This window comes from Streptomyces sp. NBC_01232 (assembly GCF_035989885.1).
Classification (GTDB): Bacteria; Actinomycetota; Actinomycetes; order Streptomycetales; family Streptomycetaceae; genus Streptomyces.
Genome location: NZ_CP108518.1, coordinates 8,275,376 through 8,299,883, shown reverse-complemented (window position 1 = coordinate 8,299,883; position 24,508 = coordinate 8,275,376). Strand labels below are relative to the sequence as shown.

Below are 24,508 nucleotides of genomic sequence, written 5' to 3'. Positions count from 1 at the left end.
GGTCACTGACCTGTGGCGGGAGGACGCCGGGCCCAGGCGACCGTGGTGCGCTGGAACGTGGCGTGGAAGGCGCCGGACTCCGACAGCAGGTGCTGTTCACGGAGCAGCACCTGCGCACGCTCCTGCGGGATCAGGCCTCCGGTCCACGCCGCGTGTGCGGCCCGTTCCAGGGAGATGACGTGGGACAGCTCCGTCACCGACGTGTAGACGACGAGCTCGACCTCGACGCGTACGTCGGCGAAGCCCGCCGCAACGAGCAGACCGCGCAGCTCCCGGCCCATCCGGCGGTGCGGAACGTGGCCGCCGACGGCGTCGGCGATGATGCGCGCCGCCTCCGGGTCCTCGGACGCCAGGGCGAGGGACGCCCAGTCCGGCTCCAGGACCGCGAGGCTTCCGCCCGGGCGCAGTACCCGGTGTGCTTCCGCGAGGACGGCGGCGGGGTCGTCGACATGCTGGAGGAGGCGTTCGACGCGGCAACCGGCGAAGGCCCCGTCGGCGTAGGGCAGGCGGTGGGCGTCGGCGCGGACGAGACGGACCGGGAGCCCGAGGGCCTCCAGGCGCTGTCGGCTCGCGTCCAGCATCAGGCGGCTGGAGTCCGCGCCGAACGCGCACCGTCCGGTGCGCTCCAGCTCGACCAGTTCGTGTCCCGCACCGCAGCCCAGGTCCAGGACGTCATGGCCCGCCGGTACGTCCAGGCCCGCGCGCATCACGCCCTTGGGCGCGGCCAGTCCGCGGTGTGCGTCGTCGAGGTAGTGGAGGAGTTCCGGGCCGCGACCGCTGCGGTCGACATCGGTGAAAGCGTTCATGGCGACACTCCCGCGGCAGCCCAGGCGGTCGGCTCCCGCGCGTGTGCTTCCCGATGGTCGTTTCCATCTCCGGGCCGCCAGTCGCTCGAATCCGCATTGTGGCACACCGGACGGGCCGCGCTGCGGCTTACGGCAGGGGTCTCGCGCGGGCGATGACCAGGGCGACGTCGTCGTGGTCGTCGGTGCGGCGCAGGGAGTCCAGGAGGCGGTCGCAGGTCTCCTCCAGCGGCCGCCCGGTGTCGGCGAGCAGGGTCAGCAGCAGGTCGAGGCGTTCGTCGATGGGCTGGTCGCGGGTCTCGACCAGGCCGTCGGTGTAGAGGACGAGCTGGTCGCCGGGGTCCAGGGCGATGGCGGTGGATTCGAAGGGGATGCCGCCCACGCCGAGCGGTGCTCCGGTGGGCAGGTCGAGCAGTCGGGGGCGCTGTCCGGCGCGGATGAGGACGGGCGGCAGATGGCCGGCGAGGGCGACCCGGCACTGGGCGGCGTGCGGGTCGAAGACGACGTAGACGCACGTGGCGATGGTCTCCTCCAGCGCGGCGGTCGTGTGGTCCAGCTGGTGGAGCACCTGGGGCGGGTCGAGCGCGAGTTCGGCGAGGGTGCGGGTCGCGGTGCGCAGTTGTCCCATGCTGGCGGCGGCGTTGATACCGCTGCCCATGACGTCTCCGACCACGAGGACGGTGGTGTCGTCCGGTCCGGCGATGGCGTCGAACCAGTCGCCCCCGATCTCACTGCTGGCCGCGGCGGGCCGGTACCGGTAGGCGACTTCCAGACCGGGGGTGGGCGGCGGGTTGTGCGGGAGGAGGTGGTGCTGAAGAGCGAGGGCGGTGTGGTGTGCGTTGCGGTACCAGCGGGCGTTGTCGATGCACACGGCGGCGCGGGCGGCGAGTTCCCCGGCCAGCACGATGTCGTCGTCGTTGAACGGCAGCGGGTTGCGGGTGCGTTTGAGGTCGAGGGCGCCGAGGACCTCGCCGCGGGCGATGAGCGGGACGGCCAGGTAGGAGCGCAGTCCGGCACGGGTCAGCAGGTTGGCGGCGGTGCTGTCGCGGGCGATGCGCGAGATGTCCTGGGCGTGCACGTGGGCGACGAGGACGGGGTGGCCGGTGGTCACGGACTGGGTGACCAGCCGGTCCGCGGCGTAGCGGGCGATGTCCCCCGGCGGGTCGGCGGCGCGGACGGCGTCGCTGGGGTAGGCCGCCGCGAGGGCCAGTGCGCGGAACACGGCGGGCTCGTGGGCGGAGGACCTCAGGGTCGGCCTGCCTTCGAGGACGGAGTCGAGGATGTCGACGGCGGCGATGTCCGCGAGCTCGGGCACGACGACGTCGGCGAGCTCACGGGCGGTCTGGTCGAGGTCGAGGGTGGTGCCGATGCGGACGGTGGCGTCCGCGATGAGGGCGAGGCGGCGGCGGCTGCGGGCGATCTCGAGGGCCGCCTGGTGACTCTGGGTGACGTCCACCACGGAGGTGGCCAGGCCCAGGACCCGGCCGGTGGCGTCCTCCAGCCGGTAGTAGGACACCGACCAGGCGTGTTCGGTGCGCTCGCCGCCGTGGGCGCGGCCGGCCGTGAACTGTTCGAGCAGCGGGGTTCCGGTGGCCAGGACCTGGCGCATGGCCGACTCGGCGGCCTCCGCGTCGTCCAGGAAGGCCAGGGCCTCGCGGACGCCCCGGCCTATGTGCTGTTCGGCGGGCAGCCCGTTGATCCGCTCCAGCGTCGGGTTGACGAGCACGTACCGCAGCTCGGTGTCCAGGACGGCGAGCCCGATCGGGGACTGGGCCACCAGGCGCGCGGACAGCGCGAGGTCCCGCTCCAGCTGGCGCAGCCTCGTACGGTCGGTCGCGATGCCCAGGGCGTACATGTCGCCGTGCTCGTCGAGCAGCCGCATGTTGCGGAACTCCACCAGGCGCGTGGTGCCGTCCCTGCGCCGTACCGGGAAGGCGCCCGCCCAGTCGCCCGCGCCTCCCATGACGCGTGCGAACAGCTCCGTGACGAGGCCCACGTGCTCCTTTGCGGCGAGCAGCCGGGCGGCCGGCTGGCCCAGCGCCTCCGCGGCCGTCCAGCCGAACAGCTGCTCGGCCTGCGGGCTCCACAGGGCGACCCGCCCTTCGGAGTCGAGGACGACCGCCGCGACGTTCAGGACGTCGAGCAGTCCGCTCGGCGGGGTGACCCCGGACATGCCGGGCCTGAGCCCACTGGTCTCCGACCCGTCGATCGCTCCCATCGGCGACGCTCCTTCCGGCATCGTCGGCCCGATGCCGCCCGCTCCCACCCGCCCTGGAGGCGGTCCGAGGCGCACGGCTACCTCTCATCGTGCCCCGGAACCTGCCCCGCAGCGTCCGGAGCAGCCGCGCAGGGGTCGCCCGGGCCCGCTCCGTCGTCACCACGTGCGGCCTGCGCCGCACCGGGCACGGAACGGCGGACACCGCAACCCCGCCGTTCGTCGGGGCCCCGGACGGTCGTTCGGCCGGGGCGTGCGGGGCTCCGCGTTTCCTACGGTCGGACCCCATGGAATCGAACACCCGATACGGATGGGGCCCGCGGACCGCACTGGCCGCTGCGGCGGCCGGCACGGGCACCGCAGCCGTCGCCTGGGCGGCGCCCGGCGGTGCGCTGGGCACGAACGAGCCGGTGCACGTCACGGAGGGCGCCTCGGCCACGGCCTACCGCGTGCTCTCCCGGGGCGTGACGGACGACTGGCCGAGGTGGGCCGGGCAGGTGCTGGAGATCGCGAGTGAGGGAACCCTGCTGCTCCTGGGCCTGCTGCTGCTCTGGGCGGGCGGGAGCGCCCTGCGGCGCCGTGACCTGACGGGTCTGACCGGCGTGGCCGTGGCGGCCGTCGGGACCGTGGTCTCCTACGGGCTCAGCGAGGCGCTGAAACTCCTGGTCGACGAGGAACGGCCGTGCCGGGCGGTGGCCGGGGCCCGGGCCGTTGCGGCGTGCCCCGCGGTGGGCGACTGGTCGTTCCCGAGCAACCACGCCACGCTCGCCGTCGCGCTGGCGGTCGGTCTGACCCTCGTACGGCCCCGGCTCGCGGCCCTGGCCCTGCTGGTGGCCGCGGCCGCCGCCCTGCTGCGGGTGCTGGTCGGCGTGCACTATCCGCACGACGTCCTCGCGGGTGCGGCGCTGGGCGCGAGCACCGTGGTGAGCGTACGGCTCGTGCTCCTGCCCGCCGCCGCACGCGCGGCGTCAGCGCTCCTCGGGCGCCGTCCGGCTCCCGGGCTGCGCCGGGACCGCTCCGGCCTCGTGCGCGACCACCGCCGCCGCGGCCCGGTTGTCGACGCCGAGGCGGGCGAGGATCGAGCTGACATGGCCCTTCACCGTCCCCTCGGCCAGCTGCAGCCGGCGCGCGATCTGCCCGTTCGAGAGCCCGCCGCCGAGGAGGCCGAGCACGTCCCGTTCCCGTCCGGTCAGCGCGTCGACCCGGGCGCGGGCCGCGGAGCGGCGGCCGGCCCGGGCGCCCGCCCCGTCGGCGGCGAGGTGGGCGACGACCCGGGCCGCGACCTTCGGTGACAGGTAGGCGGCGCCGTCGGCGACCGCCCGGACACCGGCCGCCAGTTCCTCCGGCTCGCCGGACTTGATCAGGAAGCCGGTGGCTCCCTCGCCGAGCGCGCGCAGAATGTACTCGTCCTCGCCGAAGGTCGTCAGCATCACGACTCCCGTCCCGGGTACGGTCCTCCGGATCTCGGCGGCCGCTTCGATACCGTCCGTGCCCGGCATCCGGATGTCCAGGACGGCCACGTCCGGGCGGTGGCTCTGCACGAGCCGCACCGCCTCGTGGCCGTCGGCGGCCTCGGCGACGACCGTGATGCCGGGATCGGTGGCGAGGACGGCGCGGACTCCCGCGCGGATCATCGGCTCGTCGTCGGCGATCAGGATTCGGATCATCTGACTTCCCTCCCGGTGAAGGTGTCGGTGGAGACCAGCCGGCCGGACCGGAAGCAGAGGCGGTAGATGTCCCCCGAGCGGTCGTCGAAGGGGTCGGCGGTCTGTACGTAGAACTCGCAGGCGCCATCGGGCGGTTCGGGTGTGGAGGCGGCCGGCCGGCGGTGGGTCTGCCGGTCCGGCAGGTACGGGGCCACCTCGGTGCGGGGCTGCCCGGGGCGCAGCCGGGCGTAGTCCTGCGGTGCGAGCACGGAATGCCGTGCGGCGGCGGTGTCCCATGCCCGTACCCCGAGGATGAGCAGGGACGCGGTGCACAACGGCACGAGCACGGCTGCGACGGCGGTCCGGCGCAGCCGGCGGCGGGCGCTCCGGTGCTCCGGCGGCATCGCGTCGGCCGGCCGGGCCGGGCCTGAGGGGCGCGGCGGGGCTGCGCCGGGCCGGTGCAGCAGCACGGCGCGGACGGCGAAGCCGTCGCCCTCGGGGCCTGCGGCGAGGGAGCCGCCGGCCAGCCGGACCCGTTCGTCCAGGCCGATGAGCCCGAGGCGGGATGCTCCGGAGGGCGGATCATCCTCCGGCCCGTTCGCCTCCGGGACCGCCGGCACCGGCACCGGGACACGGGCAGGGGGCAGCGGGACCCGGGCAGGGGACAGTGTGCGGACGGGCTCGTCCGTGACGGTGACCTCGGTCCGCTCCGGTGCGTGCCGGACGACGACGGTGGCCCGGTGCCCTGGCGCGTGCTTGGCCACGTTCGTCAGTGCCTCCTGAACAACACGGTGCACGGCGCCGTCGACGGCGCGTGGCGGCTCGGCGGCCGCCGGCTCGCCCATCACGCGCAGCCGGACGTCGAGCCCGGCCGAGGCCGCCCGGTCCACCAGGCCCGCGATCCCCGCGATCCCGGGGGCCGCGCCCGGCCCGGACGCGGGCGCGGGCCCCGGCGCCCTGTCCGACGGCTCGCGCAGGAGGCCGATCACCTCGCCGAGCCGGTCCACGGCGGCTCCCGCCCTGGTGCGGATGTCGTGGGCGGCGGCGCGGTGGGCCTCGGGGAGGCCGGGGGCCAGTTTCAGCGCCCCCGCGGACAGGGCGATGAGGCTGAGTTCGTGGCCGAGGAGGTCGTGCATGTCCTGCGCGATCCTGGCCCGTTCGCGCAGCCGGGCCTGTTCGGCGAGCAGCCGCTGTTCCCGCTCCAGCCGCGCGGCCTGCTCCCGTCCGGCGCGCACCAGCTCCCGGTACTGGCGCAGGAAGCGGCCCGCGAACCACGGGAGCATCGCGGCCACGAGCAGCGTCAGCACGAACCGGCTCGCCCACGGGAGCCACTGGGGCAGCAGGACAACGGCCGGCACGGCGGCCGCGATCACGACGCCCAGGGCCACGGCCGCGCTCCGGCCCCGCCCCGGCCGGCGGCCGGCGAGGAACGCGCAGACCGCCGCGGGTGTCCCCCACCACGCGCCGGTCACGCTCGCACCGACGGCACCGACCGCTCCGATGAACAGCCCCGCGGACACGACCGTTTCCGGTATCCGGGCCTTGATGATCACTGATCTCACCTACCCGACCCTACGGAACCTCCCGGCCCCGGGTCGGCCGCCGGGGTCGCCCGCCGGGGTCGAACGCCGGGGCGAAGGCGTTGACCCGCAGGCCCCGGCGGGCCCGGTGGGGCGGCTCGGGCGTACCGGCGGCGGGGGTTCGACCGCGTACGCTCGGCGGATGGCGAAATACTTCGACGTTCATCCCGAGAATCCCCAGCGGCGCACCATCGACAACGTGGTCGACATGATCCGCTCCGGGAAGCTCGTCGCATACCCGACGGACTCCTGCTTCGCGCTGGGCTGCCAGCTGGGCAACCGTGACGGCATCAGCCGGATCCGGTCGATCCGGCGCCTGGACGACCGGCACCACTTCACTCTGGTGTGCCAGAACTTCGCGCAGCTGGGTCAGTTCGTCCAGATCGACAACGACGTGTTCCGGGCCATCAAGGCGGCGACCCCCGGCAGTTACACCTTCATCCTCCCCGCGACGTCGGAGGTGCCGCGCCAGCTGCTGCACCCGAAGAAGAAGACGGTCGGTGTCCGGATTCCCGACCACGTCGTCACCCAGGCCCTGCTCGCGGAGCTCGGCGAACCGCTGCTCTCCAGCACCCTGCTGCTGCCCGACGAGGCCGAGCCGATGACTCAGGGCTGGGAGATCAAGGAGCGGCTCGACCACGAGGTGGACGCCGTGCTGGACTCGGGTGACTGCGGCACCGAGCCGACCACCGTCATCGACTTCTCCGGCGGCGATGTCGAGATCGTGCGCCGCGGGGCCGGTGACACCTCTCGGTTCGAGTAGTCACGTCGCGGCCGGTCACCACGGGGGCCGGTCACGGCGCGGCCGACGGCTTCACGTCCGGGTAGCGGCCCAGGTACCGGTACGCGCCGGATTCGACCTGGTAGAGGTAGGCGTTGCCCTCTCTCTTCAGCACATGGGTGTTGGTGTCGAAGGACAGCGGCTTGGCCAGGCCCTGGTGCGCCGTCCGGAAGATCCGGCGGGTCAGGCCCGCCCGGCCCCGCCCGTCCTCCCCGAGGCCGGTCAGGGCATCGGCCACCAGGCCCACGGCGTCGTACGCCTCGGTGGCCCAGCGGGCGGGCGGCTGCCCGTACGCGGCGCGGTGGGCGGCGACGAACCCGGCGGCGGCGGGAACGGCCTGCGGGTCGGTGAACAGGGCGCTGAACAGCCAGCCCTCGGCGGCCTCACCGGCGGTCGTGAGGAAGGCCGGTTCCATGGCGTGGTGGATCCCCATCCGCCGGCCCTGGAATCCGCCCTCGGTCAGGGCGCGGGCCATCCGGCCCGCGCGCTGCGGTGAGGTGCCCGCGTAGACGACGGCCTCGGCCCCGGCCTCGGTCAGCGCGCGTACGGCGCCGGCGAAGTCGGAACTGCCCGCCGGGATCCGGTGGACGCTGACCGTGCCCTTCGACGGCGGGGACTGCTGCAGGGTCCGGACGAGCGGATGGGCGGGCTCGCCGCCCTCGACGTCCTCCACCAGGCCCGTGCGGCGGACGGGACGGACGCGGGTGAAGTAGTCGATCACCGGGAGGGCCAGCTGGTCGCCGGCCGGGCGGGTGGCGACCATCGTGCGCCAGTCCGGCAGGGAGGTGGCGGTCTCCGCACTGTCCGCGGACACGAGCAGCAGGGCGAGATCGGCCGTGTTGCAGGCGGTGGCCAGCTCGGGCACTGCCGCGTCCCAGGTGGGGCCGACGAGTGCGACCACCGCGGGGTCGGCGGCCAGCTCCTTGACCACCTGCGCGGCGCGCGTGGCGTCCCCGCCGTCGTCGGCGACGCGCAGGGCCAGCCGGAACGCGGCGTCCGGCCGGGCGTTGTGCCGCTCCACCGCCAGCTTCATCCCGCGCTCGTGCGCCAGTCCGCTCTCCTTGCCGGGACCGGTCAGGTCGGCCTGCAGCCCGAGGGTGAGGGTGGCGAGGTCGCGGGCCGGGGGCCCGGTCGTGCCGCGCGCCCGCCCGCGGGTGGTGAACCAGACGACCGGCCCGCCGACGACGGCCAGGCCCGCGCCGGCCGCGAGCAGCCGCCGGCGCGTGAGGCCCCGTACGGTCACCTCCGGCGCGTCGATCCGGGTCGGCTCCGGGGCGGGCAGGTCCAGGGCTCTGGTGGAGCGTTCGGCGATGAGGCGGGGCAGCGGGGCCGGCAGCCAGTCCTCGGCGTCCGCGCCGCCGGGGAGGCCGTCGCCGAGTACGGCGCGCAGCTCTCCCGGGGTCGGCCGGGCACCCGGGTCCTTCGCCAGGCAGGCCAGCACCGTGTCCAGCAACTCATGCGGGAGCTGGGAGAGTTCGGGCTCGTCGTGGACCGTGCGGTAGACCACGGCGGCCGCGTGCCCACCGCCGAAGGGTCCGTGGCCGCTCGCCGCGTACGCCAGCACGCAGCCGAGCGAGAAGACGTCGCTCGGTGCGCCCGCCGCGACCCCGTCCGCCCGGGCCTGTTCCGGAGCCAGGTAGCCCGGGGTGCCGAGGACGGCGTCCGCGGCGGTCAGCGTGACCGCGCCTTCGGCCCGGGCGATCCCGAAGTCGATCAGGCGGGGCCCGTCCGGGGCGAGCAGGATGTTGCCCGGTTTGACGTCGCGGTGGACCAGCCCGGCGGCGTGCACCTGCGCCAGCGCCTCGGCGAGCCGCGCGCCCAGGATCCGTACCGCCCGTGCGGGCAGCGGACCGTACCCTCCCACCGCCTCGGCCAGGGACGGCCCGGGGACGAAGGGGGTGGCCAGCCAGGGCTCGCGCGCCTGCGGGTCGGCGGCCACGACCGGGACCACCCAGCGCCCGGTCAGCTGCCCGGCCGCCTCCACCTCGCGCCGGAAGCGCGCGCGGAAGTCCGGGTTCGCGGCGTGGTCGGCGCGGATGACCTTGACCGCGACCAGGTTGCCGGTGGCGGAGCGGGCCAGGTACACGGTGCCCATGCCGCCCGAACCGAGGCGCCCGAGCAGCCGGTTGCCGCCGATCACGGCCGGATCGGCCGGGGTGAGCGGGCGCATCCGGGGGCTACCCCGCCACGGGCTGGTTGGCCGGGCCGATGTAGCGCATCAGGCCGCCCTCCACCTTGTGCACGAAGTAGACGTTGCCCTTGACCTGACGGCGGTCGTCGAAGGCGTACTCCTTGGTCAGGCCGCGGAAGGTGCCCTGGGTGAGTGCGGTCAGCAGGCCGTCGCGGGACGGGCGCGCTCCGCCCGCCGCGGTGGTGACCAGCCGGTCGATGACCAGGCGGGTGGCGTCGAAGGCCTCCGCGGTCCAGATGCCGGGGGCGGAGCCGTAGGCCGCCCGGTGCGCCCGGGTCATCTCCGCGACCTCGGGGGCCTCCGGGCCCGTGTACGGAGTGAAGAACTGCCAGCCCTCGGCCGTCGCGCCGGCCGCGGCGAGGAACTCGGGGCCGGCGATGGTGTAGTCCGCCGCCCGGGGTCCCTTGAAACCGGCGGCGGCCAGCAACCCTGCGACCTTGGCCCCGCCGGCCGGGGTGCCGGTGTAGAAGAGGCCGTCGACCCCGTGCGCGAGCATGTCGGTGACCACCGGTGCCAGGTCCTGCACTCCGCGCGGGACGACCCGCCCGTAGTAGGTGGCCTCGGGCGCGAAATAGGTAATGGTGCGGGCCACCAGCTGGGCGGCCTGCCAGGTGTCCGTGTCGCCGCCGCGGTCGCTGAGGATGCCCAGCCTGCGGACGCCCTGCCTTCCGGCGAGCTGCAGGTTGACCATGGCGGCCTGGGCCGAGGACATCGGGCAGCTCTGGAAGAAGCTGCGCCGGTTGGTGATGCTGAAGGTGGTCGCGAGGGCGGAGACGGTCACCAGGGGTACGGAGGCCTCGCCGTACAGTTCGAGGCAGGGGATCACGGACTCGTTGCCGGTGGGGCCGATCACCGCGAACAGGTCGCGGTCGGCGATGAGTTTGGTGGCGGCGGCCGCCGATCGGTCGGCCCTGCCGGCGTCGTCGGCAGTGGCGACCGAGAGCGTGAAGGGTTTGTCCTTGCGGGCGTTGAAGGCGTCGACGGCGAGGCGCACGCCGCGTTCCTGGGCCTGCCCGGCCGCCTTCTGCGGGCCGGAGAGGTCGGCCTGCACACCGATGACCCACTGCCGCGGGGCGTCGGCGGCCCGGCCCCCGGGCTTGTCCCGGTCGCGCAGCGCCAGCCAGCCGGCGAGGCCGCCTCCGGCCGCGAGCACGGCGCCGCCGGACGCGAGGGCGAGGAACCGCCTGCGGGAGGGCGCCGTGGTACCGGGCGCCGGGGCGGCGTCCGGGTCGGCGACGGTCTCGTCGATGCCCGGGAGGGCGAGCAGCGCGGCGGCCCGCTCGGCGATGGTGGCGACGACCGGGTCGGGCAGCCAGTCGGTGCCCTCCCCCGGGGTGTCCTCGGTCAGTGCCGCGTCCACCTCGGCCGCGGTGGGGCGGGTGTCGGGATGTTTGTCGACGCAGGTCCGCAGCAGTGCGGCGAGTTCGGGGTCGGCGAGGATCTGCGGGCCCAGGTCCGGCTCGTCGTGGACCGTTCGGTACAGCACCGCGTCCACGGTGCCGGATCCGAAGGGCAGCCGGCCGGTGGCGGCGTACGCGAGGAGGCAGCCGAGCGAGAAGACGTCGCCGGCCGGTTCGGCGGGGCGGCCCTCGGCCTGCTCGGGCGGGAGGAAGCCGGGGGTGCCGAGCACGGCGCCTGCGGAGGTCAGGGCGGTGTGCTCGCCGCCGCGGGCGATCCCGAAGTCGATGAGCCGGGGCCGGTCCATGCCGAGCAGGACGTTCGCGGGTTTGACGTCGCGGTGTACGAGGCCCTGCTCGTGCATCACCCCGAGGGCCTTGGCCATGGCCTTGCCGAGGATCCGTACGGCGCGCAGCGGGAGCGGGCCGTGGGCGGCGACGGCCTCGGCGAGCGAGGGTCCGGCGACGAAGGAGGTGGCGAGCCACGGTTCGGGCGCGTCCGGGTCGGCGCCGGTGATCCGCACGGCCCACGGGCTGTCCACCTCGGCCGCGATCTCGGCCTCGCGGCGGAAGCGGGCCCGGAAGTCGCTCTCTTCGGCGTACTCCGCGCGGATCACCTTGACGGCGGCGAGCGCGCCGTCCTCGGTGCGGCCCAGGTAGACGACACCCATGCCGCCCGCGCCGAGGCGTCCGAGGAGCCGGTGCCCGCCGATCCGGGAGGGGTCCGAGGGATGGAGCGGTTCCATCAGCCCGCCGCCTTTCCGAGCTCCTGCTTGGCCTGCAGCATCAGCCGGCTGGTGCCCTGGACCACGAAGGCGCTCACGTCCTCGTCGGTGTAGCCCGCCGCGCCCCTGGCGGCGATGGCCACGGTGACGGGCCCGAACTGGGCCTGTGACCAGGTGTAGTAATAGGGCCCGCCGTCCTGCGCGCTGACGTACGTGCCGGATTCGGTGAAGGCGTCCTCGGTCCAGCCGTTCATCTGCTCGCCGAGGTAGAGGACGCCGCCCCACAGCTTCTTGAGGTCCTCGCCCTCACGCAGCTTCTGGTCCGGGCACCGCAGCACCTCTTCCATGGCGCGGGCGGTCTCCCAGCCGGATTCCTCGCGGTTGTGGTGGACGGTGACCGTGGCGTTGAACCGCACCCGGCCCCGGCCGTCCTTGGCCGGAATGTGGAAGGAGCGAGTCCTCGTGGCGAGTACGTCGGCCGGCAGGCCCGCGATCTGCCAGACGCAGCCCTCGTCGAGCACGGGCCAGCGGCCGGGATCGCTCTCGAACGGGGTGCTGCGCACGACCTCGGGTCCGAGGGCCTGCTCGGCGATCATGATGCGGCCGAGCAGGTCGCGCGCCTCGGCGGCCGTCTTCGGCTGCTTGGACTCGTCGAGCTCGGGCACCAGCGGGGCCGCTGGACTTCCCGTCGGAGCCGGGGTGCCCGCACCGGAGCCTCCGGTGCCCGAGGGCGTGCCCGACATGGCGGGGGTGCGGCTCGCCGCACCGCCCTTCGGCGTCCCGTCGTCCGCGCAACCGGCGATGAGGAACAAACCCGCCACCGCGCAGCCGCAGGCGCGCAGGACGGTGCTCCCTCTGTTGTGTCCTACAAGTCCCCCCACGGCACGGATGCTACCGCGCCGTGGTCGCGCGCAACCGGCATACGGAAAAGGTGCGTTGGCGCCCTCGAAGCGAGCGCCGACGCACCGGCCTACTGCAGGCGGTCCAGCGTCCAGGCGGATTCGTGGCGGGTGAAGCCGACGTGCGGGTAGTAGTCGACGGCGGCCGGTGCGGCGAGCAGGACCAGCTTGGCCTCGGGCGCCGCTTCCCGCGTGACGCGGATGAGGTCGCGGCCCACGCCCTTCCCCTGGTACGCGACGTCGACGGCGAGATCTCCGACGTAGGTGGAGTAGGCGCCGTCGGTGATGGAACGGGCGATGCCGATGAGGCGGTCGTCCTCGGTCCGGGCGACGACGACGAGATTGGCTCCGGCCAGCATCCGGGCGAACCGTTCCCCATCGGCGACGGGGCGGCGCTCGGCGAGGGTGGACGCACGGTAGACGCCGATGACCTCCTCGACGTCCAGGTCGGCGCCGATGACTCGTTCACACTTCCACATACTGGTGCAACTCCTCGCTCAGTTCTTCGAGTCGGAATCCCGGACCTGGGCGGTCCCCACGGGGAACACCTTCACGCGTAATAGTCCCAGCCGTCTATTGATTATTACATTACAGAGAAGGCGAAAGACAAACCGGTCCACCGGTATGTAGCGCATCGCAGCCGGGCATGCTGCAGGGGCGTCCATTCATGGGGAAGGAGCACTCGTGCTCACTCAGGTTCTCGCTCGGCTCCGACGGCTCACCGGACGTTCCACCGGCACACACGACGACGACGCCCCGACCGCGGTCCGGGCCCCGGTCTTCACCGCGGACTTCAGGTCCGCCACCCAGTGGGTCGCCGGCCGGTCCTGGGCGTATCCGAACGGCGGCCCCACCAACCCCGGTGACAACAAGCTCGACCACCTGGTCGCGGACTCCTCCTACAGCCGCACCGGCACGTTCCGGGCCACCCGCCGCCCGGACGGCAAGTGGAACGCCGGACTGCTCACCACCGAGGGCAGTGACGAGGGCTTCATGGTGCGGGTCGGCGACATCCTGGAGTCCCGGGTGCGCCTGCCCCGCGAGATCGGGGCCTGGCCCGCGATCTGGACCTGGCGCGACGGCGGCAACGAGATCGACATCTTCGAGTACCACCCCGACAACCCCGACCTGCTCGAACTCTCCAACCACGTCAAGGGCGGCTCCCGCTACCACCGGGACGCCTCCATCACCCCCGGCGGCTGGGTGGACCTGAAGGTCGAATTCGGGAGCCGTTCCGTCGTGTGGTGGGTCAACGGCACCCGCGTCTTCGCCGACCGCCGGGGGGTCGGGCGCACCTGGCGGGCGTACCTCATCGTCAACCTGTCGGTGTGTGCCGGCCGCTACCACCCGGCGCCCGAGCAGGGTGTGTCGGAGATGTCCTACGACGTGGCGTACCTACGCGTCCACCGACCCTAGGGAGGCGCAGGCCTGGTGGCCCCAGCGGCTGCCGTTCTTGGCGATCATGTCCCCGGCGGCGTAGGGCTTCCCGCAGGGGCAGCTGCCGGGGAACTTCGCCTTGATGGCCCGGGATCCGCCGGCCGTGGTGCCCGCGGACGCACGCTTCTTCGGCGCGGCGGACTTGCGGCGCGCGGGCGAGGCCGAGGCCGGAGCCGGTACCGGCATGTCCGGGTTCCCGAGCGCCGTACCGGCGGCCGCCTGCGCCACGGCCGCGTCGCTGGCGGCCTGGTCGGCGATCGCGTTCAGGTGGTCGCCGTCCTCGCGGTGGGCCGGGACGTACTGGAAGGTCACGTCGCGACCGGCCAGCAGCCGGTCGATGGCCTCGACCAGTTCCCGGTTGGCGACCGGCTGGCCGGAGGCGGTCTTCCACCCGTTGCGCTTCCAGCCCGGCAACCACTGGGTCACGGCCTTCATAGCGTACTGGGAATCCATCCGCACCTCGACCGGCGTGCCCGGGTCCACCGCCTCCAGCAGCCGCTGGAGCGCGGTCAGTTCCCCGATGTTGTTGGTGGACCGCCCCAGCGGACCGGCCTCCCAACGCTCCGGACGTCCCTGGGAGTCGGCGATGACCCAGCCCCAGCCGGCCGGCCCGGGGTTTCCCTTGGCCGCTCCGTCACAGGCGGCAATGATGCGATCAGACATCCCCCGATCATGCCTCATCCTCCGGGGTCCGCCGATCGCTCAGCCCTGCAGCACGTCCTTGGCCGTCAGGAGGGAGCCCCTGTAGCAGAGCCTGTACACGTCGACCTGTTCCAGCAGGTTGCCGTTCGAGCGGTAGTACTCGCACACGGTGTCGGGGGGGTGCGGGCCGCGCCCGAACGGCGTCCGGGACGTACCGGAACTGCCGCTCCGGGAGGCGGGGCGCCACCTCGGAACGGTCCTGGCCGGGGCGCAGCGCGGCGAAGTCCACGGGCCCCAGGACGCAGCTGGTCAGCTGGTGGGCCAGGTACGCGCCGCAGGCGAGCGCCGGCAGCGCGAAGGCGACCGGGGCGGCGAAGGCAGCGAAGGCGGCGAAGGCGGCGACGAAGCGCAGCCGGGCACTGCGCCGGGCGGCGACGAGCCGACGGGCCGATTCCGAACCGGTCTCCTCCCGGGGCCCCTCGGCGGTGCGCGGGCGCTCCGGGCCCACCTGGTCGGGCAGGGTGGCGCGGACCTCGAAGCCGCCTTCGCGGGGTGCGGCGTGCAGGGTTCCGCCGATGAGCAGGACGCGTTCGCGCAGGCCGGTCAGCCCGCGATGGCCCGAGGTGCGGCCGGTGGCCCGGCCGGGGGCGACGGGCGCAGCGGTGGGCGTCGGGGCCGAGTTGGTCACCCGTACGTCGGTCCGGTCGTCCTGGTGGGTGATGCGTACGCGGACGGTGCTGCCGGGTGCGTGCTTGATGGCGTTGGTCAACGACTCCTGGACGACGCGGTACGCGCTGCGGTCGACCAGGGGCGGGAGGGCCCGGGAACTTCCTTCCCGCCCGAGGTGCACCGTGACCCCGGACTCCCTTGTCCGGGCGACGAGTTCTTCCACCGTTTCCACGGGCGAGGCGGTCGGCGCCTCGCCCTCGGAGCCGTCGCGCAGGACGCCGATGGTGTCGCGCAGGTGTCCGACGGCGTCGGAGACGGCAGCGCGCAGGACGGCCAGGTCCTCCCGGTCCTGGCCCGTCAGGGTGGGCGAGAGTTCCAGGGCGCCGGCGCGCAGGGCGATGAGGCTCAGTTCATGGCCGAGGGAGTCCTGCATGTCGGCGGCGATCCGGGTGCGCTCCCGCAGCCGGGCCTGCTCGGCGGCCGGGCTGTCCAATGCCGAGATCGCCGCTCGGCTGGGGCTGGTCGAGGGCACGGTGAAGGCACACGTCAGCGCGATCCTGGGGAAGCTCGGCGTACGCAACCGGGTGGAGGCCGCGATCGCCGCGCACGAGGCGGGGCTGGCCGGGCGGGCCGCGGAAAGCGGCCGCTGAGCCGGACCGTTCAGCCGGGCCGTTCAGCGCGGTTGTTCAGCAGGGCTGTCCAGCGGGCCCGTGGGCTCGCGGGTCAGGAACCGGGCCCCTCGGCGGCGAGCAGTTGGCACTTCTCGAAGTTCATGCACCCGCAGGCCAGGCAGTCGGCGACGGCGTCGCGCAGGATCTGCGTCTGCGCGATGAACCGGTCCAGTTCGGGAAGCTTGCTCTCGGCGAGGGCGCGCCACTGCCGGGTGGCGCCGCGCTCCGCGTCGCCGTCGAGCAGATCGCGGATCTCGGCGAGGGTGAATCCGGCCCGCTGGGCCATCTTGATCAGCGCGATCCGCCGTACGGTGCCGGCCGGGTACACGCGCCGGCCGGCGGCCCGTTCGGCGGCCGGCAGCAGGCCGACACTCTCGTAGTAGCGCAGGGCGGAGGGTCTCATCCCGACCTGCCGGGCGAGCTCACCGATACCGAGCTGTCGCACGCGTCACTCCCCCTTGACCTCAAGTGCGCTTGAACCACGAGTCTGACCCGGTGACTGCCGCACGGACAACTCGCCTCCTCCCCCCGGCCTATCGGCCGCTCTTCGCGCACGCCGACTTCCGGCGGCTGCTGCCCGCACTGGCGGCGTCCGATCTCGGTGACGGGATGAGCGTGGTCGCGGTCGCGTGGCTCGCCATCGAGATCGCGCCGCCGGGGCAGTCCGGGATGCTCCTGGGAGCCGCGCTCGCCGCGTACGCGCTCCCGGGAGCCGCCGGGGCCCTGCTCTTCGGCCGGTGGCTGCGCCGGCTTCCGGCCGGCCGCCTGCTGGTGGCCGACAGCCGGATCCGCGCGGTCCTCCTCGGCTGCATACCGCTGGCCTGGGTCACCGGGGTGCTGCACCCGGTGCTGTACGTGGCTCTGCTCGCGGGCTCGTCCGTACTGCACGCCTGGGGGAACGCGGGGAAGTACTCGCTGCTCGCCGGAATCCTTCCCCCCGACCAGCGGCTGGCCGCCAACGCGCTGGTCAGTTCCAGCGTCTCGGCGTCCATCGTCATCGGACCCGCCCTCGCCGGGTTCCTGGCGGCGGTGATCAGTCCCGCCTGGCTCATCGGCCTCGACGCACTGTCGTTCGCCGTGCTCGCCGTCCAGGTCGGGCGGCTGAGGGGCGCGCCCGCGAAGAAGGAGGAGCCGCAGGAGGGGGTCGCGGCGGACGGGGCCGACCGGTCGGCGGCCGGGCTTCGGCTGTTGCGCAAGCAGCCCGAGCTCCTCGGTGTCCTCGCCCTGACCTGGTTCTTCAACTTCCTCTACGGCCCGGCGGAGGTCGCACTCCCGTTGCACGTCACCGACGACCTGCACGCGGGGGCGGGCCTGCTCGGACTGTACTGGGCGCTGTTCGGGGCGGGCGCGGTGCTGGGCGGGCTGGCCGCGGGGGCCCTGCGGCGCTTCCCGCTGTGGCCGGTCACCCTGGGGATCGTCGCGGGCTGGGGGCTGGCGCTCGTACCCTTCGGCCTCGGCGCGTCCGCACCCGTCACCCTGGCCTGCTTCACCTTCGGCGGCCTGATCTACGGACCGTTCACGGCGCTGTCCTACACCCTCTTCCAGGAACGCACGCCGGCCGCCTGGCTGACCACGGTCCTCGCCGCGCGCAGCGCCGCGCTCCTCACCGCCGGGCCGGTGGGTACCGCGCTCGGCGGTCCGCTGATCGCGCTCCTCGGGCCCCGGCAGGTGCTGGCCGCGTCGGGGGTCGCGACCGTCGTACTCGCCGTGGTGGGGGCCGCGTTCCGGGCCTGGGGGCAGCGGCGCGTCAGGGTCCCTTCGTCCGGTTGACACTGCCGTGCGCGCCACCTCGCCCCGCTCTGCTGCCAGGAAACGGATCAGGGCCGTGCGGCATGGCCGCACGGCCCTGATCTTTTCCGCAGCCCGTTCAGCGAAGGGGTGGGGAAACGGTTCTCCGGAGCCCGGCGGTCAGGCCGGGCCGGCTTCCGGCAATCAGGCGGGGGTGATGTTCTCCGCCTGCGGGCCCTTCTGGCCCTGCGTGATGTCGAAGGTCACGGCCTGACCCTCCTGGAGCTCACGGTAGCCAGAGGCGTTGATCGCCGAGTAGTGGGCGAAGACGTCCGGGCCGCCGCCGTCCTGGGCGATGAAGCCGAAGCCCTTCTCCGAGTTGAACCACTTCACAGTTCCCGTAGCCATGTTCATGCCTTCCCGTTGACGTACGTCTTCCACACGGCGTGGAAGACGGAGGTGATCGCCCTGGTCCTACGGCACAACACAGCAAAACTGCCCACACCGAACGGCACGGGCAAGGCACTTGGAACCACGACAGCTACCCGTGAAGGTACACGCCTGCACGCACTGTCACCAGGGGGAATGATCTCGCCTTGGCGGCGTGATTCAGCCCTTTCGGCCACACTCCGGGCGCGGCCGCGGGTAAATGCGTCGAGAGGCGCCCCGGGGATGCCGTAGTGTGAGGTCTACCGACGCGGGGTGGAGCAGCTCGGTAGCTCGCTGGGCTCATAACCCAGAGGTCGCAGGTTCAAATCCTGTCCCCGCTACTGCTCGGAAGGGCCCGGATCCTCATGGATCCGGGCCCTTCTGCTGTGCCGGGCCCGAGGCCGCCCCGATCCGGGCCCCCTCTCTCCCTCCCCTCCGCCCTCCCTCCGTCGTCCGCGGCTCGAGCCGGGGCCGGTCCCGGGCCCCGCCTCCGCATCACCCGGCGGCCCGTGGCGCCGTCGCCCGTCCCGGCCCTGGTCACCGCGACGATGGGTACCCCGTCGACCGTGTGACGGCACTCACACAGCGATCTGTCGTCCGGTGTCGACCGGATGCGATGCGGGGGGCGTATGCCCCGTGAGAGGGACACATGGATTCGGGAGCGATTTTTTGACCATCGAGGAGTTCGAGGAGTTCTACGCGCAAGCGGCAGGACGGCTCACAGGACAGCTCTACGTGATGCTCGGCGACCACCACGAGGCACAGGACGTGGTGCAGGAGGCGTTCGTCAGGGGGTGGGGCCGCCGGCGCCAGCTGGACCGTGACGGCCGGCCCGAGGCATGGATCCGCACTGTCGCGTGGCGGCTCGCCGTCAGCCGCTGGCGCGGGCGGCGGCGCACCGCCGACGCCTGGCAGCGCACCGCCCCCGCCGGCCACGTGGAGGGTCCGGGGCCGGAGGCGGTGGCGCTCGTGGAGGCGCTGCGGCAACTGCCCCTGAAGCAGCGCCGGACCATGGCGCTGCACTACCTGTGTGATCTGACCGTCGAGCAGATCGCCTCCGAGACCTCGCTGTCCGCGAGCACGGTCAAGACCCACCTGACCCGGGGTCGCGCCACGCTCTCCCGCCATCTGCAGGACCCGCGCATTGAGGAGGCTCCCGATGCCTGACTCCCACGACCCGTTGCGGTCCCTGTTCCGGGAGGCGGCCTCCGCAGGACAGGCCGCCACCACGCCCTCACCCGTCGCCGTCATCGAGCGGCGCGGCGAACGGCACCGCCGGCGCCGGATCGCCGGCATCGCCGCCGCCTGCCTGCTCGTCCTCGCCGGCTCCGGTGCGGCCCTGTCCGCGTTCCTCCCGGGGGACCCGGGCCCGACCCTCCCCGCGACCACCCCCTCTCCCGCGGCCCCGTCCCCGACCTCCGCGCCGCCGCCCAGCAGCACCACGACGCCCGTCAACTCCATGGCGCCGCCCAGCAACACCGCGACGCCCGGCAGCTCCATGTCGCCGCCGCCCGGCACGACGCCGCCGCGCAGCACCACGGCGCCGCCACTCGGCGCCACCGGGACCTCGTATCCGACTACGTCCACGTCCCCGACTCCCCCGCGGTCGCCCCGGTAGTCCGGGCAGCCCCCACCGCAACTCCCCCCTCTCCCCGCACAACTCGCCCGCGGACACCGGCCCGAACCAGGGCCGGTGACTCCGCACGCCCTCAGACGGCCAGGAGATACCGATATGCCCGTTTCCGCCCCGCGTCGGCCCACCGAACTCCCCGGCTCCACCGGCGCCCGGCCCCCCGTGCGCGACTCCGGCCCGGCAGGCCCGCGTCCCGGCCGCGCCGCGCGCATCGGCCGCGCCCGCCCGGCGTTCCTGCGGCTCGGCCCGGGCGAGCGCGAGGTGCTGTGGCTCTACCTGCTGACCCGCGTCGGCATCTGGGCCACCGCGGGCGCCGTCGGATGGCTGTTCCCCCAGAACGGCGAGACCCGACGGCCGGCCTCACTGCTCTCGCCCTGGCAGCAGTGGGACTGGTGGCACTACCTCCACATAGCCCAGGACGGGTACTTCCCCGCCCAGGCCGGGCCCTGGACGGCCGGCTGGGACAACCGGGAGGCCTTTCTGCCGGGCTTCCCCCTCGCCCTGCGCGCCGTTCACACCGTGGTCCCCGACTGGGCCGCGGCCGGAGCGCTGATCTCGTTCGTCGCGGGAGGCGTCGCCGTCCTGGCTCTCGCCCGCATCGCCCGCCATCAGCTCGCCGACCTCGAAACGGGCCACCGCGCGGTGGCGTTCCTGCTGCTCTCACCGTGCGCCGTGTTCCTCGCGGCGGGCTACACCGAGGCACTCTTCCTCGCTCTGGCCCTGCCCGCCTGGCTGGCGGCGCAGCGCCAGAACTGGCCGGCGGCCGCGGTCCTGGCCTGCCTGGCCTGCTCGGTCCGCATCACGGGCCTGTTCCTCGCGGCCGCCCTCGCCCTCCACTTCGTCCTCACGGTGCGCGGCCTGCGCGCCTGGCGCTCGGCCCCGTGGCTGTTGCTGCCCGCGCTCGCACCCGTCCTCTACAGCTGGTTCCTGCAGACGCGTACCGGGGACTGGATGGCCTGGAAGCACGCCCAGGAGCGGGGCTGGTACCGGGACTTCCACGCGCCGTGGGAGGCGTGGGCCAACACCTGGGAGGCCGCCTTCGGGCACACCCAGGCCACCGGTTACGCGTTCATGTGGCAGGCCGAGCTCCTGGCCATGGTCGTCGGCGTCGTGCTCCTGGTGGTGCTGCTCCGGGCCCGCCGCCGGCCCGAGGCCCTGTACATCGCCCTCACCCTGTGGGCCCTGGGCACCTCCTACTGGTACACCTCCGTCCCCCGCTCGACCCTGTTGTGGTGGCCGCTGTGGATCGGCCTGGCGTCCTGGAGCCTGCGGCGCCCCCGGATCCAGGCCGCCTACTTCTACGTCGCCGGCCCGCTCTCCACCGTGGTCGCCATCACCTTCCTCACGAGCCGCTGGGCCGGCTGAGCCGCTCCGGGCCGTCGCCCACGCTGCGCCGACTGGCCCAACCCGCAGGGTGGGCGTTCCATCGAAGGGTGGGCCCCGTACGAGGGGCCCTTCGCGGCAGGAGATCGCCATGGCCGGAGTCGTGACCGCGTACCCGGGCCGCGCCCGGACGGCGCTGTTGTGCGCCACCTCGCTGCTCGCCACGGTCCTGCCGGCCGGTGGCGCCTGGGCGGCGACCGGCGCCGGGTCCGCGCCCGCGTCCTGCGTGGCGTCCCCCGCGCCCTCGGGCGGCGAAGCGAAGCAGATCATGGACATCGCCAGGGCGGCGCAGAAGGAACTCGACCTCAACGCGGTCGTGCTGCGGGTCACGCGCGACGGGAAGGAGGTCGTCACGGGTGCACTCGGCGAGTCGATGACCGGTGTCCCGGCCACGGCGGACATGCACTTCCGGGCCGGCTCGGTGGCCATCGTCTACATGGGCATCGCCATGCTGCAACTCGTCGAGGAGGGCAAGGCGGGCCTCGACGACCCGATCTCGCGCTGGCTTCCCGACGCACCGCACGCCGACGAGATCACGCTGCGCATGCTCGGCGCCTCCACCTCGGGCCTGCACGACTACGTACCGGACCCGAAGTTCATCGCGGCCCTGTACGCCGACCCGTTCCGCCAGTGGACGCCCGACGAACTGGTGGGCATCTCCGCCGCCCACCCCCTCTGGTACGAGCCGGGGACGAGCTGGAGCTACTCCCACGCGAACTTCGTGCTCCTCGGACAGGCCCTGGAGAAGATCTCCGGCAAGCCGCTGGCCGAGGTGATGAAGCAGCAGATCACGGGGCCCGCCGGGCTGGACAACACGGTCAACAGCTTCACTCCCCAGATCGAGGAGCCCGTCCTGCACTCCTTCGACGCGGAGCGCGGCAAGTACGAGGAGTCCACCTTCTGGAATCCCTCCTGGACCACCGCCCCCGGCGCGGTCCTGACCACCCACATCTGCGACCTGGCCCGCTCGGCCGAGGCCGTGGGCACCGGTGAGCTCCTGTCTCCGCAGAGTTTCAAGACCCAGCTCGACCCGGGCACCGTGGGCCTCGGCGGCAACATACCCGGCTGCCCGCCCAGGAGCTGCTTCCGGCAGCTTCCGGCCCTGCACTTCGGCTACGGCGTGATCGTCCAGAACGGCTGGATCCAGTCGAACCCCTCGTTCGCGGGGTACGCGGCCATCCAGGCCTACCTCCCGGGCGAGAAGCTGGCCATCGCGGTCTCCACCACCGTCGGACCCAAGGCCCCCCAGGACAACACGGCACAGACCATCGCCGGGCGCATCGCCGAAGCCCTGGCGCCCGGGAACTCTCTGACGGGGAAGAACTGACGGCCCTTCCCGTCACCCTGGCCGCGGTCACCGGGCGGGGAGGGCGCGCCCGGTGACCGCGGAGGGCCTCCTGTGCACAGGGGGTGTTCCGCACCGGCAGGACGCCTGCGCCGAACGGGCCCCCGCCCGGTCACCGGGCGCGCCATACTCGGACCATGGCCGACACCACCACCGTCGAGGTCGACACCGATGTGCACGACCGTCTCGCCGTGCTCGCCGCGGAGCGCGGGCTGAGCCTGCGTGCGTACCTCGCCGAGCTCGCCTCCGCGCAGGAGAACGAGGCCGCACGCACCCGTGCCGCACGTGCTTTCGAGCGGGCTCTGGAGCGGCCGGGCTTCCGCGAGGGGTTCGCGCGCGACTTCGGCCGCCCGGGGTCCCGGGACTGATCGCGCGGGCAAGGGCGCCCCTCCCCGCCCTGCCGGCGCTGCCCCGCCCTGCCACGCGCCGCCTCGCCAGGGGACGCCGCCCGTGGGACCGCCGACGGGCCGGGTCCCCGAAACGTACCTATGCTCGGAGAGGGGGCGGCCCCGAGTCCTGGAGGACGGCTGTCATGACCGAGGCGAGCGACGCGGCCCAGGCGGACCGCACCCTGAAGGCCAGGCACCGTGCGATGTGGGCACTGGGCGACTACACGTCGGTCGCCACCCACGTCGTTTCGGAGCTCGGGACCGTGCTCGTGGAGGAGTGCGGTGTCCGACGCGGCGACCGGGTGCTCGACATCGCGGCCGGCTCGGGGAACGCCGCCATTCCGGCCGCCCTGGCCGGTGCCGACGTGGTGGCGTCCGACATCACCCCCGAGCTGCTGGAGGTCGGCCGGCACCTGGCCGCCGTACGCGGGGTTCAGCTGGAGTGGCGGGAGGCCGACGCCGAGCACCTGCCCTTCGCGGACGGCGAGTTCGACATCGTGATGTCCTGCGTCGGCATCATGTTCGCCCCGCACCACCGGCCCGCCGCCGAGGAGATGCTCCGCGTCTGCCGTCCGGGCGGCACCGTCGGGCTGATCAACTGGACCCCGCAGGGGTTCGTGGGCCGGATGTTCGCCACGATGAAGCCCTACGCTCCCCCGCCTCCGCCCGGCGCCCAGCCGCCCCCACTGTGGGGGGACGAGGAGCACGTGCACGAGCTGCTCGGTGACGCGGTCACCGACGTGGACTCACGGCGCCGGACGATTCGCGTCGACCGGTTCACCGGGCCCTCGGACTTCCGCGAGTTCTTCAAGGCCTGCTACGGGCCCACGATCGCCGTCTACCGCGCCGTCGCCGGCGATCCGGACAAGGTCGCCGAGCTGGACGCGGCGCTCGACGCCCTCGCCGCCGAGCACACCGTCGACGGGGTCATGGAGTGGGAGTACCTCCTGCTGACGGCTCACCGCCGGAACTGACGCCGCCGGTCAGTCGAGTACCGGGTGCACCTCCGGGTGCGCGTCCCACCACTCCTTGTGGAAGGGGTTGTTGTCGACATTGGCCAGGTAGGCGCGGGCCGCGGCGCGGTAGAGCAGCTGAGCCTCCCCGGCCGAGAGCGCCGCGCGGCTCCAGGCGAGGCGGATGCGTCCGATGATCGGGGTGCCGACCAGCGGGCGCATCACCGTGCCCTCCCCCGGCGGGGCCGTCGGCTGGGTGAGCGCGACCGCGCGGCCGGCGGCGATCAGGTCGTGCTGCATCTTGCGGTCGGTGATGCGGTAGCGCAGTGAGGGGCTGAATCCGGCCTTCGCGCAGGCCGTGACGAGCGCCTCGGGGCCGCCGTCGTCGTCCTCCACCAGCGTCATCCACGACTCCCCGGCCAGGTCGGCCAGTTCGATGCGGTCCAGGGCCGCGAGGGGGTGCCGCGCGGAGAGCCGGATGCAGAACGGCTCCTTCGGGATCAGCGTCCTGGCCAGGGTTCCTTCCGGCAGCGGGACCTCGTGGTCGTTGACCTCTCCGTACACGATGGCGTCATAGCGCCCGGCGCCCAGCATCCGCGCCAGCACGGTGACCGAGTCCTCCAGGTCCACCGCGATGTCCCGACCTGACATGGACAGGTCGGTCTGAGCGAGGAGGCCGTCGAGCAGCACGAGCAGGATGCAGCCCAGCCGCAGCGGTCCGCCGGTCGATAGGGCGCGCGCCTGAGCTCCCAGAGCATCCATCTCACTGAGCACGCGACGCGCCTTGGCCAGCACGAACTGGCCGAGCGCCGTGGGTTCCACGCCGCTGCGTCCCCGTACGAACAGCTCGCCCCCGGTGACCCGTTCGATGCGCCGGAGCTGGGCGGAGAGTGCGGGCTGGGACACGCCGAGCCGCCTCGCCGCACCCCCCAGGCTGCCCGCCTCCGCGATCCGGCAGACGGCTTGCAGATGCCTCAACTCCAGCTGCATCC

Annotated in this window: 22 protein-coding genes, 1 tRNA gene, 2 pseudogenes and 1 riboswitch; of the genes and pseudogenes, 12 read left to right on the top strand and 13 right to left on the bottom strand. The window is 73.6% G+C overall.

Features of this window, described 5'->3' with window-relative positions:
* Positions 1–2: 2 nt before the first annotated feature.
* Positions 3–806: a methyltransferase domain-containing protein gene (locus OG444_RS38150; protein WP_327266450.1), complete on the bottom strand. Its 804-nt coding sequence runs from the start codon at positions 804–806 to the stop codon at positions 3–5.
* 11 nt (positions 807–817) lie between these two features.
* A riboswitch (ZMP/ZTP riboswitch) is annotated at positions 818–901 on the bottom strand.
* A 32-nt stretch (positions 902–933) separates the two neighbouring features.
* A complete protein-coding gene (locus OG444_RS38145; protein ID WP_405792237.1) occupies positions 934–3,021 on the bottom strand; it encodes a SpoIIE family protein phosphatase in 2,088 nt (695 codons plus the stop codon).
* Positions 3,022–3,305: 284 nt separating this feature from the next.
* On the opposite strand from OG444_RS38145, the pseudogene OG444_RS38140 reads away from it, so the two are divergent.
* A pseudogene (locus OG444_RS38140) lies at positions 3,306–3,938 on the top strand (phosphatase PAP2 family protein); the annotation flags it as partial.
* 48 nt (positions 3,939–3,986) lie between these two features.
* Here the strand turns inward: OG444_RS38140 and OG444_RS38135 are convergent.
* Positions 3,987–4,685: a response regulator transcription factor gene (locus tag OG444_RS38135; protein ID WP_327266449.1), complete on the bottom strand. Its 699-nt coding sequence runs from the start codon at positions 4,683–4,685 to the stop codon at positions 3,987–3,989.
* Positions 4,682–6,226: a sensor histidine kinase gene (locus OG444_RS38130; RefSeq protein WP_327266448.1), complete on the bottom strand. Its 1,545-nt coding sequence runs from the start codon at positions 6,224–6,226 to the stop codon at positions 4,682–4,684. The genes OG444_RS38135 and OG444_RS38130 overlap by 4 nt, the downstream gene beginning before the upstream one ends.
* 160 nt (positions 6,227–6,386) lie before the next feature.
* Between OG444_RS38130 and OG444_RS38125 the strand changes: the two genes are divergently transcribed.
* Entirely contained in the window at positions 6,387–7,007 is a 621-nt protein-coding gene (locus tag OG444_RS38125) for an L-threonylcarbamoyladenylate synthase (protein ID WP_327266447.1), read from the top strand.
* Between the two features lie 31 nt (positions 7,008–7,038).
* Here OG444_RS38125 and OG444_RS38120 read toward each other — a convergent pair whose 3' ends face one another.
* The 4 genes from OG444_RS38120 to OG444_RS38105 form a co-directional block, all read right to left on the bottom strand.
* Positions 7,039–9,195: a bifunctional serine/threonine-protein kinase/ABC transporter substrate-binding protein gene (locus OG444_RS38120; RefSeq protein ID WP_327266446.1), complete on the bottom strand. Its 2,157-nt coding sequence runs from the start codon at positions 9,193–9,195 to the stop codon at positions 7,039–7,041.
* 7 nt (positions 9,196–9,202) lie between these two features.
* On the bottom strand, positions 9,203–11,359 hold the full coding sequence (locus OG444_RS38115) for a bifunctional serine/threonine-protein kinase/ABC transporter substrate-binding protein (RefSeq protein WP_327266445.1): 2,157 nt from the start codon (positions 11,357–11,359) through the stop codon (positions 9,203–9,205).
* Positions 11,359–12,219 carry a hypothetical protein gene (locus OG444_RS38110; protein ID WP_327266444.1) on the bottom strand — a complete coding sequence of 287 codons (861 nt, stop codon included), beginning with the start codon at positions 12,217–12,219 and terminating at the stop codon, positions 11,359–11,361. Before OG444_RS38110 ends, OG444_RS38115 begins: the two co-directional genes overlap by 1 nt.
* Before the next feature lie 89 nt (positions 12,220–12,308).
* A complete protein-coding gene (locus tag OG444_RS38105; protein WP_327266443.1) occupies positions 12,309–12,716 on the bottom strand; it encodes a GNAT family N-acetyltransferase in 408 nt (135 codons plus the stop codon).
* A 205-nt stretch (positions 12,717–12,921) separates the two neighbouring features.
* Here OG444_RS38105 and OG444_RS38100 point away from each other — a divergent pair, with 205 nt between their 5' ends.
* The gene (locus OG444_RS38100; RefSeq protein WP_327266442.1) at positions 12,922–13,653 is read left to right on the top strand and encodes a beta-glucanase; all 732 of its coding nucleotides are present in this window, start codon (positions 12,922–12,924) and stop codon (positions 13,651–13,653) included.
* On the opposite strand, the gene OG444_RS38095 is transcribed toward OG444_RS38100, so the two are convergent.
* Together OG444_RS38095 and OG444_RS38090 are read right to left on the bottom strand one after the other, a co-directional pair.
* A complete protein-coding gene (locus tag OG444_RS38095) occupies positions 13,633–14,337 on the bottom strand; it encodes a ribonuclease H family protein (RefSeq protein ID WP_327266441.1) in 705 nt (234 codons plus the stop codon). The genes OG444_RS38100 and OG444_RS38095 overlap by 21 nt on opposite strands.
* A gap of 7 nt (positions 14,338–14,344) precedes the next feature.
* Positions 14,345–15,418, bottom strand: coding sequence for a sensor histidine kinase (locus OG444_RS38090; protein WP_327266440.1), 1,074 nt, complete (start codon positions 15,416–15,418; stop codon positions 14,345–14,347).
* Between the two features lie 46 nt (positions 15,419–15,464).
* On the opposite strand from OG444_RS38090, the pseudogene OG444_RS38085 reads away from it, so the two are divergent.
* Positions 15,465–15,635, top strand: a pseudogene (locus OG444_RS38085) (response regulator transcription factor); the annotation flags it as partial.
* Between the two features lie 73 nt (positions 15,636–15,708).
* Here OG444_RS38085 and OG444_RS38080 read toward each other — a convergent pair.
* Positions 15,709–16,101: a MerR family transcriptional regulator gene (locus OG444_RS38080; RefSeq protein WP_327266439.1), complete on the bottom strand. Its 393-nt coding sequence runs from the start codon at positions 16,099–16,101 to the stop codon at positions 15,709–15,711.
* Between the two features lie 50 nt (positions 16,102–16,151).
* Between OG444_RS38080 and OG444_RS38075 the strand changes: the two genes are divergently transcribed.
* The gene (locus OG444_RS38075; protein ID WP_327266438.1) at positions 16,152–17,426 is read left to right on the top strand and encodes an MFS transporter; all 1,275 of its coding nucleotides are present in this window, start codon (positions 16,152–16,154) and stop codon (positions 17,424–17,426) included.
* Between the two features lie 162 nt (positions 17,427–17,588).
* Here OG444_RS38075 and OG444_RS38070 read toward each other — a convergent pair whose 3' ends face one another.
* Positions 17,589–17,792, bottom strand: a complete 204-nt coding sequence (locus tag OG444_RS38070; protein ID WP_030384970.1) for a cold-shock protein — start codon at positions 17,790–17,792, stop codon at positions 17,589–17,591.
* A gap of 288 nt (positions 17,793–18,080) precedes the next feature.
* Here OG444_RS38070 and OG444_RS38065 point away from each other — a divergent pair.
* The 7 genes from OG444_RS38065 to OG444_RS38035 all read left to right on the top strand — a co-directional run bounded on the left by OG444_RS38065 (position 18,081) and on the right by OG444_RS38035 (position 23,537).
* A tRNA-Met gene (locus OG444_RS38065) sits at positions 18,081–18,154 on the top strand.
* 328 nt (positions 18,155–18,482) lie between these two features.
* Positions 18,483–18,980: a SigE family RNA polymerase sigma factor gene (locus OG444_RS38060; RefSeq protein ID WP_327266437.1), complete on the top strand. Its 498-nt coding sequence runs from the start codon at positions 18,483–18,485 to the stop codon at positions 18,978–18,980.
* Positions 18,973–19,431 (top strand): hypothetical protein, encoded by a 459-nt coding sequence (locus OG444_RS38055; RefSeq protein WP_327266436.1) that lies wholly within the window; start codon positions 18,973–18,975, stop codon positions 19,429–19,431. Before OG444_RS38060 ends, OG444_RS38055 begins: the two co-directional genes overlap by 8 nt.
* 114 nt (positions 19,432–19,545) lie before the next feature.
* Complete coding sequence (locus tag OG444_RS38050) at positions 19,546–20,811, top strand: mannosyltransferase family protein (protein ID WP_327266435.1); 1,266 nt, start codon at positions 19,546–19,548, stop codon at positions 20,809–20,811.
* A 109-nt stretch (positions 20,812–20,920) separates the two neighbouring features.
* Positions 20,921–22,156 carry a serine hydrolase domain-containing protein gene (locus OG444_RS38045; RefSeq protein WP_327266434.1) on the top strand — a complete coding sequence of 412 codons (1,236 nt, stop codon included), beginning with the start codon at positions 20,921–20,923 and terminating at the stop codon, positions 22,154–22,156.
* Between the two features lie 155 nt (positions 22,157–22,311).
* A complete protein-coding gene (locus OG444_RS38040; RefSeq protein ID WP_327266433.1) occupies positions 22,312–22,542 on the top strand; it encodes an antitoxin MazE7 in 231 nt (76 codons plus the stop codon).
* Between the two features lie 164 nt (positions 22,543–22,706).
* Positions 22,707–23,537, top strand: a complete 831-nt coding sequence (locus OG444_RS38035) for a class I SAM-dependent methyltransferase (protein WP_327266432.1) — start codon at positions 22,707–22,709, stop codon at positions 23,535–23,537.
* A gap of 9 nt (positions 23,538–23,546) precedes the next feature.
* On the opposite strand, the gene OG444_RS38030 is transcribed toward OG444_RS38035, so the two are convergent.
* A complete protein-coding gene (locus OG444_RS38030; RefSeq protein ID WP_327266431.1) occupies positions 23,547–24,506 on the bottom strand; it encodes a LysR family transcriptional regulator in 960 nt (319 codons plus the stop codon).
* Positions 24,507–24,508: the final 2 nt, after the last annotated feature.

Bases quoted from the DNA above. Each gene is read 5' to 3' on its own strand.
- OG444_RS38070 (WP_030384970.1), bottom strand. From the start codon at position 17,792: ATGGCTACGGGAACTGTGAAGTGGTTCAACTCGGAGAAGGGCTTCGGC.
- OG444_RS38150 (WP_327266450.1), bottom strand. From the start codon at position 806: ATGAACGCTTTCACCGATGTCGACCGCAGCGGTCGCGGCCCGGAACTC.
- OG444_RS38135 (WP_327266449.1), bottom strand. From the start codon at position 4,685: ATGATCCGAATCCTGATCGCCGACGACGAGCCGATGATCCGCGCGGGA.
- OG444_RS38045 (WP_327266434.1), top strand. From the start codon at position 20,921: ATGGCCGGAGTCGTGACCGCGTACCCGGGCCGCGCCCGGACGGCGCTG.
- OG444_RS38120 (WP_327266446.1), bottom strand. From the start codon at position 9,195: ATGCGCCCGCTCACCCCGGCCGATCCGGCCGTGATCGGCGGCAACCGG.
- OG444_RS38050 (WP_327266435.1), top strand. From the start codon at position 19,546: ATGCCCGTTTCCGCCCCGCGTCGGCCCACCGAACTCCCCGGCTCCACC.
- OG444_RS38090 (WP_327266440.1), bottom strand. From the start codon at position 15,418: ATGCAGGACTCCCTCGGCCATGAACTGAGCCTCATCGCCCTGCGCGCC.
- OG444_RS38040 (WP_327266433.1), top strand. From the start codon at position 22,312: ATGGCCGACACCACCACCGTCGAGGTCGACACCGATGTGCACGACCGT.
- OG444_RS38145 (WP_405792237.1), bottom strand. From the start codon at position 3,021: ATGGGAGCGATCGACGGGTCGGAGACCAGTGGGCTCAGGCCCGGCATG.
- OG444_RS38105 (WP_327266443.1), bottom strand. From the start codon at position 12,716: ATGTGGAAGTGTGAACGAGTCATCGGCGCCGACCTGGACGTCGAGGAG.
- OG444_RS38055 (WP_327266436.1), top strand. From the start codon at position 18,973: ATGCCTGACTCCCACGACCCGTTGCGGTCCCTGTTCCGGGAGGCGGCC.
- OG444_RS38030 (WP_327266431.1), bottom strand. From the start codon at position 24,506: ATGCAGCTGGAGTTGAGGCATCTGCAAGCCGTCTGCCGGATCGCGGAG.
- OG444_RS38095 (WP_327266441.1), bottom strand. From the start codon at position 14,337: ATGTCTGATCGCATCATTGCCGCCTGTGACGGAGCGGCCAAGGGAAAC.
- OG444_RS38125 (WP_327266447.1), top strand. From the start codon at position 6,387: ATGGCGAAATACTTCGACGTTCATCCCGAGAATCCCCAGCGGCGCACC.
- OG444_RS38035 (WP_327266432.1), top strand. From the start codon at position 22,707: ATGACCGAGGCGAGCGACGCGGCCCAGGCGGACCGCACCCTGAAGGCC.
- OG444_RS38115 (WP_327266445.1), bottom strand. From the start codon at position 11,359: ATGGAACCGCTCCATCCCTCGGACCCCTCCCGGATCGGCGGGCACCGG.